The sequence below is a fragment of the Corynebacterium sp. p3-SID1194 genome, from assembly GCF_025144155.1.
Lineage (GTDB): Bacteria > Actinomycetota > Actinomycetes > Mycobacteriales > Mycobacteriaceae > Corynebacterium.
In genome coordinates this window covers 25692-40073 of sequence record NZ_JALXWY010000017.1, presented here as the reverse complement: position 1 = coordinate 40073, position 14382 = coordinate 25692, and the positions used below count along the sequence as shown (strand labels likewise).

The 14382-nt window shown below is 63.5% G+C and carries 11 protein-coding genes; 5 read left to right on the top strand and 6 right to left on the bottom strand.

All coding sequences use genetic code 11. The features are described 5' to 3' along the window. Positions 1-953, bottom strand: a 953-nt coding sequence (locus M3G19_RS09895; protein ID WP_259902452.1) for an FAD-dependent oxidoreductase, incomplete at its 3' end; no start/stop codon positions are given. Positions 954-1293: 340 nt separating this feature from the next. Between M3G19_RS09895 and pta the strand changes: the two genes are divergently transcribed. Both pta and M3G19_RS09885 read left to right on the top strand, forming a co-directional pair. Further along, positions 1294-2667 (top strand): phosphate acetyltransferase, encoded by a 1374-nt coding sequence (gene pta, locus M3G19_RS09890; RefSeq protein ID WP_259902449.1) that lies wholly within the window; start codon positions 1294-1296, stop codon positions 2665-2667. Continuing rightward, entirely contained in the window at positions 2667-3866 is a 1200-nt protein-coding gene (locus M3G19_RS09885) for an acetate kinase (protein WP_259902448.1), read from the top strand. The genes pta and M3G19_RS09885 overlap by 1 nt, the downstream gene beginning before the upstream one ends. A 220-nt stretch (positions 3867-4086) precedes the next feature. Here M3G19_RS09885 and M3G19_RS09880 read toward each other — a convergent pair whose 3' ends face one another. The 3 genes from M3G19_RS09880 to M3G19_RS09870 form a co-directional block, all read right to left on the bottom strand. Further along, positions 4087-6678 carry a tetratricopeptide repeat protein gene (locus M3G19_RS09880; RefSeq protein ID WP_396121777.1) on the bottom strand — a complete coding sequence of 864 codons (2592 nt, stop codon included), beginning with the start codon at positions 6676-6678 and terminating at the stop codon, positions 4087-4089. A gap of 198 nt (positions 6679-6876) precedes the next feature. Beyond that, on the bottom strand, positions 6877-7944 hold the full coding sequence (locus tag M3G19_RS09875; protein ID WP_259902445.1) for a glutamate ABC transporter substrate-binding protein: 1068 nt from the start codon (positions 7942-7944) through the stop codon (positions 6877-6879). Further along, entirely contained in the window at positions 7944-9536 is a 1593-nt protein-coding gene (locus M3G19_RS09870) for a hypothetical protein (RefSeq protein WP_259902444.1), read from the bottom strand. Before M3G19_RS09870 ends, M3G19_RS09875 begins: the two co-directional genes overlap by 1 nt. A 56-nt stretch (positions 9537-9592) precedes the next feature. On the opposite strand from M3G19_RS09870, the gene M3G19_RS09865 reads away from it, so the two are divergent. From M3G19_RS09865 to M3G19_RS09855, 3 genes are read left to right on the top strand one after another with little or no spacing between them, the layout of a single operon-like run. Then, positions 9593-10057 (top strand): NUDIX domain-containing protein, encoded by a 465-nt coding sequence (locus M3G19_RS09865; protein ID WP_259902443.1) that lies wholly within the window; start codon positions 9593-9595, stop codon positions 10055-10057. Further along, the gene (locus M3G19_RS09860) at positions 10050-11036 is read left to right on the top strand and encodes an ABC transporter ATP-binding protein (RefSeq protein ID WP_259902441.1); all 987 of its coding nucleotides are present in this window, start codon (positions 10050-10052) and stop codon (positions 11034-11036) included. The genes M3G19_RS09865 and M3G19_RS09860 overlap by 8 nt, the downstream gene beginning before the upstream one ends. Further along, a complete protein-coding gene (locus tag M3G19_RS09855; RefSeq protein ID WP_259902440.1) occupies positions 11029-11781 on the top strand; it encodes an ABC transporter permease in 753 nt (250 codons plus the stop codon). The genes M3G19_RS09860 and M3G19_RS09855 overlap by 8 nt, the downstream gene beginning before the upstream one ends. Positions 11782-12057: 276 nt before the next feature. Here M3G19_RS09855 and M3G19_RS09850 read toward each other — a convergent pair whose 3' ends face one another. Both M3G19_RS09850 and M3G19_RS09845 read right to left on the bottom strand, forming a co-directional pair. Continuing rightward, positions 12058-13602, bottom strand: coding sequence for a phospholipase D-like domain-containing protein (locus M3G19_RS09850; protein WP_259902439.1), 1545 nt, complete (start codon positions 13600-13602; stop codon positions 12058-12060). Beyond that, complete coding sequence (locus M3G19_RS09845) at positions 13599-14381, bottom strand: exodeoxyribonuclease III (protein ID WP_259902438.1); 783 nt, start codon at positions 14379-14381, stop codon at positions 13599-13601. The genes M3G19_RS09850 and M3G19_RS09845 overlap by 4 nt, the downstream gene beginning before the upstream one ends. Between the last annotated feature and the right edge of the window lies 1 nt (position 14382).

Genomic DNA, 14382 nt, shown 5'->3' with positions numbered 1-14382 from the left:
CGGTAGACAGCCTGGACGTCCCAGGTGGTGGTCTCACCGGTGGTGGTCACGCCGCCGTTGCCGTCGAGTTCGGTGCGCTCAGTGACAAAGCCGGTGACCTTGCCATCCTCGCCGATGATCTCCACGGGGGACTCGAAGAAGTGGATGAACAGCTTGTGCGGGGCGCCCTTCGGGTCGCGCATCGCGTAGCCTTCCAAGGTTTGGCACACAAGGTCGACGCTTTTCGCTTCTCGACGAGCCGTCTCCGATGCCTCGTCGTAGTCGATATCCTCCGGGTCGACGATGACCTCGATGCTGTCGGAGTGGTCGAGCTCCTTCAGCTCAAGGGGGCTGAACTTGGCCTGGGCGGGGCCGCGGCGGCCGAAGACGTGGATCTCCTTCGCCGCGGAGGCGTTGAGGTTGTCGTAGACATTGTCCGGGATCTCCGTGACCTTCAGCTCGTCGGCGGTCTTAGCCAGAACGCGGGCGATGTCGAGTGCGACGTTGCCGACGCCGACGATGGCGACCTTCTCAGCGGTGAGATCCCAGTCGCGGGTGAAGTTGGGATTGCCGTCGTAGAAGCCGACGAACTGGCCGGCGCCGTAGTGGCCCTCCAGCTCCGCGCCCGGGACGTTCAGGTCGCGGTCGGCGGTGGCGCCGGTAGCGAAGACGACTGCGTCGTAGTACTCCTGCAGCTCCTCGACAGTGATGTCGTTGCCCACATCGACGTTGGCCAGCAGGCGGATCTCCGGCTTGTCCAGCACGTTGTGCAGAGACTTCACGATGCCCTTGATGCGCGGGTGGTCAGGCGCGACGCCGTAGCGGATCAGACCGAACGGGGCGGGCATGCGCTCGAAGAGGTCCACGTGCACGTCCACATCGGACTTGACCAGAAGGTCGGAGGCGTAAATGCCGGCGGGGCCGGAGCCGACGACGGCGACGCGGAGGGTGTTGTCGGAAGTGGGAGTACTCATGAAGGTCGAAACTGTCCTTTGCGCTGTTGCTGGTGTCTCACGCAGGGCATCCTGCGGGTAGTTCTTGCTGTTATTTGTAGTGTCAGTATAGGGCATTGACCAAACGAATCTAGACAAAGTGGTCTTTTTATTTCGGACCGATCGGTTTGACGGTGTGGCGCTGCGGGGTGTAACCAACGCCACCTGCGTGTGTCCGGGCAGGTGACTACACTTGAAATGAGCTGGATAGAGCGCGCAGGTGAGCGCGTCGATCCGCTGCGCGAGATGCGCGCATGATTCGCGCGCAAGATGCGAATACCCGCGAAACCATAGGGTGAAAGCCCGGAAAGGTTGTTCCTAGATGGCTGCAAACAGGTCCGTTCTCATCACTGCGGTAGGCCGCGAACTCGAAGGGGGTGACATCGAGGCGCTGGCAGGGGAGAAAAACCTGAAGGTCGTCAACCTGAGCGACCAGGAGCGTGAGCTCTCCGCGATTGTGTCGGCGGATCTGCTCGCGGACGGTGACAGCCTCATCGTGGGTATCGGCGAGTACACCTTCGATGCGGAGGTCGCCACAGCGCTCGGTGTCCCGGTGCTGCTGCTCACAGCCACCGGCGCAGCCGAAAGCCCGGCGGCAGAGCTCGCTCTGGCACGAGTGGAGGAGCTGGGGGCGCAGGCGACGGGCGTCGATAAGCTGGATGCTTCTGCTCTCGATGCTGCACTCAGCACCGACGCGCGGCAGGTCATGTCCCCCGCTGTGTTCGAGAACTGGCTCATCACTCGCGCGAAGGAGAAGCGCGCACACATCGTGCTGCCGGAGGGCGAGGACGACCGCATTCTGGAGGCCGCCCACCAGCTGCTCAAGCAGGACGTGGCGGACCTGACCATCCTCGGTGTCAGCGATGATATTGAGCGCCGTGCCGATGATTTGGGCCTCAACCTCGAGGGCGCGAATATCATCGACCACCTCAATTCCGACCTGCTCGACGAATTTGCGGAAGAATTCGCCGAGCTGCGTAAGAAGAAGGGCGTGACCGTTGAGGAAGCCCGCGAGACGATGAAGGACATCTCCTACTTCGCCACCATGATGGTGCACAAGGGCCTGGCTGACGGCATGGTCTCCGGTGCCGCGCACACCACCGCGCACACCATCAAGCCGTCGTTCCAGATCATCAAGACCGCGCCGGGCGCATCCGTCGTGTCCTCGGTCTTCCTCATGGTCATGCGCGACCGCCTGTGGGCATTCGGCGACTGCGCGGTGAACCCGAACCCGACCGCCGAGCAGATCGGCGAGATCGCCGCCGTGTCCGCGAAGACCGCGGCGCAGTTCGGCATCGACCCGAAGGTGGCCATCCTTTCCTACTCCACCGGTTCTTCCGGCTCCGGTCCGGACGTCGACCGCGCCGTCGAGGCGACAGCTAAGGCGAAGGAGCTCGCCCCGGACACCGCTATCGACGGCCCGCTGCAGTTCGACGCCGCCGCTGACCCAGGCGTGGGCAAGAAAAAGGCCCCGGATTCCCCGGTCGCTGGCCAGGCGAATGTCTTTGTCTTCCCGGACCTGGAGGCTGGCAACGCCGGCTACAAGATCGCGCAGCGCACCGGTGGCGCTCTCGCCATCGGCCCCGTTCTGCAGGGCCTGAACAAGCCGGTCAACGATCTGTCCCGCGGCGCGACTGTCCCCGACATCGTCAACACCGTCGCAATCACTGCTATCCAGGCGCAAGGAGCTAAATAATGGCCTACGCACTCGTCCTCAACTCCGGTTCCTCCTCGATCAAATTCCAGATCGTCGACCCCACCGCGTCCGCATCCGACCAGCCGTTCGTCACCGGCCTGGTGGAGCGCATCGGTGAACCGAACGGCCGCATTTCCATCCAGATTGAAGGCCGCCACGTCGAGTCCAACATGCCGATCCGCGACCACCGCGGCGGCCTGATGCTGGCCATCGCCATGCTCGACGCCAACGGCGCCGGCCCGACCCAGGTGGACATCATCGCCTGTGGCCACCGCGTCGTCCACGGCGGTCAGACGTTCAGCGCGCCCGCGCTTGTCGACGATAATGTGATCGAGCTCATCCGCGAGCTCATCCCCTTGGCGCCGCTGCACAACCCGGCGAATATCGACGGCATCGAGGTCGCCCGCGACCTGCTGCCGGACGTGCCGCACGTCGCCGTGTTCGATACCGCCTTCTTCACTGACCTGCCGGCGTACTCCGCGAACTATGCGCTCAACGCCGCTGTGGCCAAGGAGCACAATATCCGTCGCTACGGCGCGCACGGCACCTCCCACGAGTTCATTGCCCTTGAGGTGGCGGACTTTTTGGGTCAGCCGATCGAGGACCTCAACCAGATCGTCATGCACATCGGCAACGGTGCCTCTGCCTCCGCGATCCGCGGCGGCCACCCGATCGACACCTCGATGGGTCTCACCCCGCTCGAGGGCCTGGTCATGGGTACCCGCTCCGGTGACATTGACCCGGGTGTGATCTTCCACCTGGCCCGCAATGCGGACATGAACATCGATGAGATCGACGACCTGCTCAACCGTCGCTCCGGTGTGAAAGGCCTGTCCGGCGTGAACGATTTCCGCGTGCTGCACGACAAGATGGACGAGGGCGACGAGAACGCCAAGCTGGCCTACGACGTCTACATTCACCGTCTCCGCCGTTACATCGGCGCTTACATGATCACCCTGGGCCGTGTGGACACCATCACGTTCACCGCCGGTGTGGGCGAGAACGACCACACTGTGCGCACTAACTCCTTGGCTGATCTGGAGAACTTCGGCATCAAGATCGACGAGGAGAAGAACCAGAACGGCTCCGGCCCGCGCATCATCTCCACCGAGGATTCCACCATCAAGGTGCTCGTCGTTCCGACGAACGAGGAGCTCGCCATCGCGCAGAAGTCCGCCGCGATCGCCGAGTCGCTCTAGGCACTCTGCTTTTACGCAGCTAACCCTCACCCGGTTCCAGCACTGTTGGGGCCGGGTTTTTGCTGCCGATTTCCAGATGTTGACCCCAAAACTTAGTTTCCCCAGGTCGCTGTGTGAGGGGCGTTTTTGCCCACCTGGGGAAACTCAACTTTGGGGTTAACATTTGAGGTTCACATGTGGGAGCCGGAAGCGCTGGGGCGCTGGGACGAGTGGCGCTGACCTAGAACCAGGTCGCGGGGCGGACCTTGTTCGCGGTGTCCACCAGCGCATAGCGGTGGCGTGCGAACGGGGCACGGCGGGCCTGCTCACGCAGCGTGATGGCCAGACCGCGGCGGAGATCCTTGATGGTGAAGTCGTACTCGAATAAGTGGGTCCTGGCGGTGGCGGCGGAGGCGCCGGAATCGCGGAGGAAGGTCAGGCCGGCGCGGAGGACGGCGACCTTGATCTGGAGTAGGCGTGGCTCGTTGGTGGGGATCTCTTCCAGGCGGCGGGCGGCGCGGCGGATGCGGGACTCGGTGAGTTCGTCACTAACCAGGTAGAGAATCGTGGTCAGCTTGGCCATGCGGTGGTGACGGGATTGCTGCGGAACCTTGTCCAGTGCGGCGACGGCCATCTCGACTTCGCCTTCGTACATGAGTTGGCGGGCCAGGCCGAAAGCGGAAGAGACGGTGGTGGGGTTCGCGGCCCACACCAGGGCGTAGAGGCGCATTGCGTTAAGGCGCAGCGTGGCCGGGTGGTCGGTCACGTGGGACCATTTCGGCGAAATCACCCCGGCTTTTTCCTGCGCCCGGAAATAGGAGTTGGGGAGTTCGCCCAAATCTGTGCGGATGGAGGAGAGGTGGCGGGCGAGGGTGTCGTCGATAAGCTTTTGCTGCTGTAGCCCTGATTGCTGGAGGAGCAGCTCGTCGACGGCGGCGAGCGCGAGCTTGGGTGCGGCCTCGCCCGGCACGATGTCGAGGACGGCGGAAAAGTCTCTTTGCGCGGAGGCGAAATCACCGTGAATGAGCTCGGTGAGGCCCTGGTACCAGTGGAAGCGCCAGTCGGAGCGCAGCGGGCCGTCTAGTTTGCTCAGCCAATGCTGTGCCTGCGAGGTCAGGCCGAGGTCGAGCATCGCGCGGGCGACGGCGAACGGGATCTCCGCGGAGTCGGCGTATTCGGTGGCCTTGAAGGCCTGGCGCAGCGTCTCCAGGGTCTCCTGGGGCTCGGCGTAGGAGGTGCCGGAGAGAAGGCCGGCGCCGACATCGGAGCGGTCGATCAGGGGAGTGGGCAGGGCAGACATTGCTTCGGAGGGGGTGATCTCGACGGTGCGGTCGATGCCGTCGATAAGCTGATCCGTGCGGAAGACGAGGTGCTTGGTGCCGAAAGTCGTACGTTGCGGCGAGAACAGCGAATGCTGCGCGGGGTGATTGATGCCGTCGCGCAGTGCAATGATTTCGCGCAGTACGCCCAGCAGCTGCACCTCGAGCTCTTCCACGCTGCGGAAACGCTGCTGCGGATCTGGGTGGCAGCACCGCGCGAGCAGGCGGTACAGCGAGATGTAGCGGCGCAGCGTCGGCGAGTCGCTCGGCGTGGGCAGCGTGTGTGAGTACGCGCGGCCCTTCTTCGGCAGCTCGAGAATGAGCGCGGCGAGCGTGCGCCCGACGGTGTAGATATCACTGGCGATGCTCGGCCCCTCGCGCGCGACCTCCGGCGCCTGGTAGCCCTTCGTGCCGTAGATGAAACCGTACGCGCCGATGCCGCTGACCGCGCCGAGGTCGATGAGCTTGACCTGGTCTTCCGTGACAATGATGTTGTCGGGTTTGAGGTCGTTGTACACCACCCCGCGGCTGTGCAGGTACCCCAGCGCGGGAAGCACCTCCAGGATGTACGCGATCGCTTGATCGATGGGAAGCAGGTGCGTTTCTTGCGCATTTTTGCGTTCGCGTAACGACGGCCCACCCACGAACTCCATCACAATGAATCCCCCGTCAACCCTGGGGTCGTCGATGAAGTTGAAGATCTTCACGATGCCGGGGTGCGTGATATCTGCCAGGAATTCCCGCTCCGCTGCCGCGGCCGCCGCCTCGTCCTCGCTCTTCTCCGACTGCATGCCCTTGAGCACCACGTGGCGGCCCGCCACGTAATCGTCCTGCGCTAGATAGATCCACCCCATGCCGCCGTGCGCGATCACGCCCAAGATCCGGTACTGGCCTGCGACAATATCGCCTTTCTGCAGCTGCGGCTCCGGGACCTTCTTGTTGACGATCGCGTTCGTCGGGTCCTTGATCGCCTCATTCGGCTCCACCGGCGCGACCCACGGCAGCTCCACCATGCCGTCGGCCACCGAGCGCGTCGCGCGTTTGACACCGCGCAGTTCGCGGAACGTGTCCAGCGCCTGCCTGCGTGCCCGCTCACTCGTGCTGGCCTGCGCCCGCGCCAGCGCCTCCTGCTGCGCCCGCTCGTACGCCTCCTTCTCTGCGTTGGCCGCCTGCGCCCGTTGCACCTGGCCGGCGCGCAGCTCACCGAGGTCTTTCAACAGCCCCGCGTACTCGCCGGCACTGCCGTATAAGTCCGACTCGTCCAGCCCCTCCACGACGGTGCTGTCCGTGGTGTCTTCCTCGTCATCGTCCGCGAACGGGTCGAAGGCCACCGCCTCTGTGGCCTCTGGGCCCTCGGCGGGCGCGGCTTCGTCTGTGTCGGGGTTTTCGTCGTCCTCGTCGTCCGCGAACGGGTCGAATGCGACAGCCTCTGTCGCCTGCGGTTCTTCGGCCGGGGCGGGTTCTTCGGGTTCTTCGGGGTCTTCGGGCTCTTCGGGGCGTGGGTGGACCGTCACCTGGTCGATGTCGCCGTGGTCGTACCAGGAGAGCCAGTCATCGCCTGTGTCGCCGGTGTCGCTAGTGTCATCGTCATCGTCGGCGAAGGGGTCGAAGGCGACGGCCTCGGTGAGCTCGGGTTCAGTGAACTCGGGATCGGTCGTGTTGTCGCTGGCGGGGCGCTGGGGCTGATCCGGTTGATTGGTCGTCGTCACGGCTTATTCTCCTTCCGCGGTGTCGGGGGTGTCTGGCTCGTCGGGGTTGTCGGTCTCCTCCGGGCGGTAGGTGAGGGCGGGGGCGGAGCGGGCGCCGATATGCGGGCTGAGCCAACGGTTGAACATGGAATCCCACGTGCCGTCGCGGCGGATGCGCTCGAGGGTGGAATTGACCTGGCGGGTCAGGCCGTCATTGCCCTTCGGGATGCCCACCGAATACTGCTGGTCCGCTATTGCTTCGCCCGTGACGGTGGTAAGGGGGTCTTGGGCGGCGGCACCGGCGAGAATCGTCTCGTCGCCAAGCAGTGCGCCGGTCTGGAATTGCTGCAAGGCAACCAGGCAATCGGTCCAGGTGCGGGTGCGCAAAATCTCCTGTTCGGGGAAAGTGCGGCGGGCCATGTCCACCACATTGGAACCGTCGGCGACGCAAATGCGCTCATCGGTGATGTCGCTTGTGGACTCGATGCCCAATGCCGCCGGAACGAGCATCCGCACGCTGGAGTCGAGGTACGGTGCGGAGAAATCAATCGCTTCCAGGCGCTTCTTCGTGATCGACATGGTGCGCACCACGATATCGACTTGGCCGGACACGATCGCCTCGGTGCGCATCGTGGAATCGATGAAACGGAAATCCACTCTGCCAGGATCCGGGTCACCGAAAATATCCTTGGCGATCTCCCGGGCCAGATCGACCTCGAACCCCTTCAACTCGCCGGAGGCATTGTCGCGGAAGCTGAGCAGATACTGCGACTGGTCCACACCCACGATGATCCGGCCGCGCTTGTAAATCTCCGGGATCCGCTCCTCCGGCGTCTTATCGTCCGGGCGCAGTGACCCGGGCCAGTCCGCGGGCTGACTGGCCTCGCCCGGCTCCTCGCCAGGTTCGTCGAGATACGCGCCGGGTGGGAGCAGCTCATGGTGGGTGGTGCGGGCGCTCAACTGCTCCTGCGGCGGAGGCGGTGCTGGGGCGCAGGCGGCAGCGAAAGGCAGTACCGAGACAGTAAGAGCTGCCCACAGGGTCGTGGCGGGGTGGGGGCTGTGGGGGTGACGTCGATAAGCGATGCGTGCCATCACATGTACTCCTGAATGCGGGGGCGCGCGCCGACGAACGTGAGCGCGATCGCGGCGAGCATGAGAACCATGATGCCCGTTGAGATGCCACGCGTGGTGCCCAATGCCTCGTTGATGTGCTCGCGCTGCTTGTAGCGGGCGGTGGCATTGAGCTCACCGAGGGAATCGTCGAGAAGCGCGAATGTCGTTGCCGTCGTGTTGCCCTCGCCGTCCGTCGCGAGACTCACCGCGCGGTCATATTCGCCGCTGTTCAGCGCGTTCATCATGGATGTGTGCGCGAGGCCCCAATCCGCGAGCGCATTGCGGGCGATGATGATCTCATCCGCATTCGTCACCGTGGACACCGCATCCAGCGCGTTCGCGACCTCCGCCGACGTATCGTTCATCGACATCGACGAACGCTGCGTATTGCGCGTCAGCAACGTCAACGTCTCGGAGGTGCGCATCTCCTGCGCCGTCGTCCGCGCATTCGTGAGCTGCTCGTACGGGCCTGCGGTACTCGCGAAATCATGCCGGCCCGCGTCCCACGCCGCGATATTCGACGCGCCCAACCACACCATCGCCACGAGCGTGAGCGCCGTCGCCGCGAGGAAACCCTTATTCAAACGGCGGCGGAACATCAGCCACAACGCGTACTGCGCGGCACCCAGCGCAATGAGCGCCGCCAACAGACCCGACAGCGGAACCAGCTGCGCGCGCGTCAGACGGTTCATCTCATCTTCCACCTGCTCCCGCGTGATATCGAGGATCGTCTGCGCCTTCAGCAACATCGTCTCGTGCATCAACGAACTCGCCTGCGACATATACGCCACGCCCAACGGGTTGCCCACACGCTGATTCGCCTGCGCACGCTCCATCAACCCCGTGTACTGCGGGATCAAACGCTGGATCTCGCGCACAGATTCCTGCACCTTCTCCGTGTGATCCGCGCGCGTCACCACACTGCCGCGCAACACCTCATCCGCCGCGACCACCGCACTATCGATCGCGTCGAGATACTTCTGGTGCGACTCCGCCGTCTGCAGACCCGGCTGCACAAACGATGTCGTCGCCAACGTATCCGCCTGGCTCATCGACGTGAACAACGTATGCGCCGAATTGCTCATCGGCTCCGTCGCATTCAACAACGTCTGCAAACCCGACTCACGGTTCGCGCCCGCCTGCGACGCAGCCCACGCGCCCGCGAACATGAACATCGTCAGCACCAACAGCAAAACCAACAGCTTGCCGACGGTCGAACTCACAAACCCCCACGCGTTCCCCACCCAACGACCTGTGCCACCCATGTACTCGCCCAGGCGCGTCTTGACCCCGCGCAGCCCCTTCTGCCGCGGCGTCTCCTCCAGCTGATCCAGCCACGCGTCCTCGTGCTCCACCAGATCCTCCGGGCGGGCCTTCGACTTCCGCGGGGTGAAGCGGGGGAGTTTGGTTTTTGATGTGGGGGCGGTGGGGTCGGGCTTTTTCTTGGCGGGTTTGGCTGGTGCGGCTTTGGCGGCTTTTGCGGCTTTGGCGGCCTTGGCGGCCTTGTCGGCCTTTGTGGCCTTTTGGGCCGCCGCCTCCGCCCGTCGCTGTGCCCGCTGTCCCCGCGTCATTGCCCCAGAATAGCGCACTAGCACCGTGGTTCATGCGCACCGTTAGACTGGTTCGCATGGAAGGTGACGGCAACGGGTGGGTCGACGGTCCCGGCGGTAAGCGCGTGTGGGGAAAATACGGTGCGGCGGGACTCTTCCTGCGCGCTGGGGACACGGTGTTGTTGCAGCACCGCGCGCACTGGGTCGCTGACGGCGGGACGTGGGCGCTGCCTGGCGGCGCGCGCGATTCGCATGAGACGGCGCAGGAGGCGGCGCTGCGTGAGACGGTGGAGGAGTGCGGCATTGACACCTCCCTCGTCGAGGTGGAGAAGGAGCTGGTCACCGCCGGTGAGGAGCCCGGCTGGACCTACACCACCGTCATGGCGCACACCACGACTGGGCAGCCCATCGACCTTGAACCCAACGCAGAATCTATGGAGCTTCTGTGGGTTCCGCTGGACAAAATCAGGGAGTATGAATTGCACCGGGGGTTTGAGTCGTCGTTAAGCGTGCTTTTGTGGCACGCTAAAGCGTATGATTGACGTACAGAACCTGACCAAACAATATGGCCAGGTCCGCGCGGTCGACGACCTCACGTTCCGGGTCGAACCCGGCGTAGTCACCGGCTTCCTCGGGCCGAATGGTGCCGGCAAATCGACGACGATGCGCATGATCCTCGGCCTCGACACGCCAACATCAGGCACCGCGCTTATCGACGGCGTGCCCTACCGTTCCCTTTCCAACCCCCTCCGCAAAGTCGGAGCACTCCTGGACGCCAAGGCGATCCACCCCAACCGCTCCGCCCGTAATGCGCTGCTGTGGCAGGCCCAAGCCTCGGGCATCCCGACCTCCCGCGTCGATGAAGTACTTGGCCTGGTCGGCCTGACGTCTGTGGCGAATAAAAAGGCTGGTGGTTTTTCCCTGGGCATGGGCCAGCGCCTCGGCATCGCCGCCGCCATGCTCGGCGACCCGGAATACCTGATCCTCGACGAGCCCGTCAACGGCCTCGACCCCGAAGGCATCCGCTGGGTCCGCCAGCTTCTGCGTCGTTTTGCCGATGAGGGCCGCACGGTCCTCGTGTCCTCCCACATGCTCTCCGAGATGGCACAGACCGCCGACCACCTCGTCGTCATCGGTAAGGGCCGCCTCGTTGCCGCCTCGTCCGTCCACGAGTTCATCAAGGAGAACTCCGCCCTCACCACCGTCGTGCGCTCCCCGCACCTCGACCAGCTCGGTTCTGCCCTGCAGGTCGAAGGCATCGAGTTCAACCAGGCCACCGACCCCGACGGCCGCCCCGTTTTGGAGATACCCGAGCGTTCCAGCGAAGACATCGGCGCCCTCGCGTTTTCCACCGGCATCATGCTCACCGAGCTTTCCGAGCGCCGCGCCTCTCTCGAGGACGCCTATATCCGCCGCACCGAGAGCGCCGTCGAGTACCAGACCGGGCTGCCCGCCGGCTCCAGTTCCGCGCCTGCCGGCCCGGCTACCTTCGATTCCACGACGGGAGATCACCGTGCTTAAAACAATGCTTTCCGAATGGACGAAACTCCGCACCACCAAGTCCTTTTACTGGACGACCGGGCTCAGCATCGTGCTCACAGTCATCTTCGTGTGCTTCACCGCGGCACTGGACAGCCCGGACTTCCCCGTGTACGGCGGCGCCAGTGTCGTGTATCAGTTCCTGTTCTACGGGCTCATGCCGATCATCATTCAGGCAGTCATGGTGGTGACCACCGATTACCGCTACAATGTGAACTCCATTAACTTCGCGGTCACGCCCCGCCGCTGGCAGGTAGCCCTTGCTAAGCTCGTCGTCTACGGACTTATCGCCGTGGCCATCACCGCGGTCACGCTTCTCCTCTCGTATATCGCCGGCGACAATTTTGCCCTTTACCCGGTGGATTGGCAGACCAATATTTTTGCCCGCCGTTCGCTCTGGGCCGTCCCGTTGATTGTGTTTTTCCTGGTCATGATGGCCCAAGGCTTGGGTTGGATTTTGCGTTCCACCGCTGGCGCCGTGATGAGCATGGTTGCGCTGCCGATTTTCGAGTTGGCTGTCAGATTTCTCCCGAAGATTGGCGAGAAAATCCAGTTCATTACGCCGTTCAGCAACGCGCTTCCGTTTGTTCTGAACAGCCAGACTGGAAGGCCGAACCCCTTCGGCGGTGACCCTTTGGGGCTCTGGGGATCGTTCGGCATCGTCGTTGTGTGGGCAGTGGTGATTTATGTCATCGGCCTTGTGCTCCTCGAGCGACGCGACGCTTAGAAGTTAGCTCTCAGGGCAAGGATTACCTGCGGACGGGATTTCCCGCCGCAGGTTTTCTCTTTCCCGCTCTTTTCACTCTTTTCGCGGTGCGGCGTCCTGGACCGGCCGCGGATCGGCGCGCTCTCAGAACCGGCTGGTGAATCTGTTTACATTTTCGGCGCTCGCCTCAAAATCCAAAACGCGCCTACCAGTGCCTATAAAACTCCTTGCAACTGAGGGATGTAAACAGATTCACCGGTGGGTCCGTACCAACCATTTCGCAGGGGCAAAACCGCGCTATTGCAATGCCGAGGTCAGCTTGAGCACGTTATCGATATAGCGGCGGGACCACGGGCGCTGGTTCCATTCGGAGAGGGTGAGCTCGCGGGAGACGGAGAGGTAGGCGGCAGCGAGTCCACACAGGTCGGTGATGAGGGGGCCGTCCAGGATGAACAGGCTGTTCTCGTAGTTGAGGGAGAACGAGCGCATGTCCATGTTCGAACTGCCCATGATGGCGATTTCGTGCAGGTCAGCGACGGTATTTGAGTCGGGGGTAGAACATGCGGCGGGGGAGTCCTCGACGGGGTTAGCGGGGCCGTCGGCCCAGGTGACGGGGTCGGCGATGGCGAATTTGGAGTGCAGGACGTAGGGGGCGGGGAACTGCCAGATGTGGACGCCGGCCTCGAGAAGCTGCTGGTAGTAGGCGGATTGGGCGTGCTGAACCATGAACTGGTCGGCTTTCTCGCCCACCAATAAATCAACGCGGACACCCCTGTAACACGCGGTGGTGATGGCTTCGAGCATGGAGTCGTCGGGCACGAAATACGGCGAACAGAGGATTAAGCGCTCGCGCGCGTGGTGGATGAGAGTATTGAACATCCGCAGGTTGGGTTCGGTGGTGAACCCGGGGCCGGAGGGGATGAGCTGGACCGTGGAGGTGTCAGAATCTGGTTCGGTGTCGCGGGGCGGGGTGATGTCGATGAGTTCGCCGGATTCGGTGTACCAGTCCACGGCGAAAAGGGACTCGAGGGAAGCGACGATCGGCCCGGTGAGTTCGACGAACGAGTCGACCCACTGGCGGCCCTTCTTGACGTGGCTGCGGACCAGGTAGGAGCGGTCGATGAGGTTGAAGGAGCCCATCATGGCGACGCAGTCGTCGATGACGATGAGTTTGCGGTGGTTGCGCAGGTCAGGCCGGCGGAAACGCCACTGCAGGGGCAGCAGGGGGAGCATGAGGTTCCACTCGATGCCGGCTGCGGTCAGCTTGCGCTTGAACGCGCGGAAGCCGGGGTATTTCTGGGAGCCGATGTGATCGAAAAGCACACGGACTTTCACGCCGCGGGCGACGGCGCGTTCCATCGCCTCGAACACGGGGGCAGTCGTGGAGTCCCAGGCTTGGGCGTAGATTTCGATGTGGACGTGGGAGGTGGAGGCGTCGATAAGCTCGGCGATGCGAAGCATCGTCTTTTGGTAGTCGGTCCACAGCGCTTTCGCGTGGCCTTCGAGCGCGGGGTACCCGGTGAGCGTGCGGTTGAGGTGCGCCATCGACGCGACGTCGCCGCTTAAGCGCACGCTGCTTGGCACGTCGGGGAAGTCGGCGTGGACGTCGTTGATCTGGTCATTCGCTTCTTTTTGGATGCGGTGGCGGCGCCGCGAGAGATACGTCGAGCCGAAGAAGAAATACAGCGGCAGCCCGAGAAACGGGATGAGCAGAATGACCAGCAGCCACGCATTCGCGCTGGACGGCTTGCGGTTTTCGGGGATCACGCCGATCACCGCGAACTTGATCGTGTAATCCACGATCATGAGGATGAGCTGCCAGGTGGAAAGGTCGGGGATCATCGGACGTCGTCGATAAGCATGCGCGTGACGTCGTAATCCGCGACGACGGGTGCGTGGTCGGACGCGCCCTTGCCCTCGCGCTCATGCTTATCGACGAACCCCCTTCCCTCCATTCCCGTCAACTGGAAATCGATGAGCATGCCTTCATTCCTTTGGAAGCGCATGGCCTTGTAATCCCAGTACGAGTAGGGCTCCTCGTGCGTGATGGGAGCGAGACCGGATTCGAGGAGATTGCTAAAGGCCGCGCGCTCCGGCTCCGTGACGTGCGTTTTCCCCTCGAAGAACGCGCGGTCCCACACGTCTTTGTCAGTCGGCGCGATGTTGTAGTCGCCGCAGAAGACCTGCGGGGTGCCCGGCTCGACGGCCTCGGCGAGGCGCCACAGGAATTCGAGTTTGTAGTCGTAGTGGCGGTCGCCGATCTCGCGGCCGTTGGGGATGTACAAGCTCCAGACGTCCACGCCGCCGCAGGTCGCACCTACTGCTCTAGCCTCTCGTTCTTGAGGTTTTTCAGGATCCTTGTGGAAGCCGGGCTGGTTGGGGAAGTGGTCGCGAACATTCTCTAAGCCGACCCGGGAGATCAGCGCGACACCGTTCCACTGGTGGTAGCCGACGTGGGCGACCTCGTAACCCGCGGCCTCGAATACCGAGTACGGGAATTTATCATCCGCGCACTTGGTTTCCTGCATGGCTAGAACGTCGATGTCGTTGCGCTCCAAAAACGCGATGGCGCGGTCGGCGCGCGTGCGCACCGAGTTGATGTTCCACGTGGCAATCCGCATG

Excerpts from the sequence above, each read along its gene's own strand:
- M3G19_RS09860 (WP_259902441.1), top strand. The coding sequence starts at position 10,050 with ATGATTGACGTACAGAACCTGACCAAACAATATGGCCAGGTCCGCGCG.
- M3G19_RS09850 (WP_259902439.1), bottom strand. The coding sequence starts at position 13,602 with ATGATCCCCGACCTTTCCACCTGGCAGCTCATCCTCATGATCGTGGAT.
- M3G19_RS09875 (WP_259902445.1), bottom strand. The coding sequence starts at position 7,944 with ATGGCACGCATCGCTTATCGACGTCACCCCCACAGCCCCCACCCCGCC.
- M3G19_RS09845 (WP_259902438.1), bottom strand. The coding sequence starts at position 14,381 with ATGCGGATTGCCACGTGGAACATCAACTCGGTGCGCACGCGCGCCGAC.
- pta (WP_259902449.1), top strand. The coding sequence starts at position 1,294 with ATGGCTGCAAACAGGTCCGTTCTCATCACTGCGGTAGGCCGCGAACTC.
- M3G19_RS09865 (WP_259902443.1), top strand. The coding sequence starts at position 9,593 with ATGGAAGGTGACGGCAACGGGTGGGTCGACGGTCCCGGCGGTAAGCGC.
- M3G19_RS09870 (WP_259902444.1), bottom strand. The coding sequence starts at position 9,536 with ATGACGCGGGGACAGCGGGCACAGCGACGGGCGGAGGCGGCGGCCCAA.
- M3G19_RS09885 (WP_259902448.1), top strand. The coding sequence starts at position 2,667 with ATGGCCTACGCACTCGTCCTCAACTCCGGTTCCTCCTCGATCAAATTC.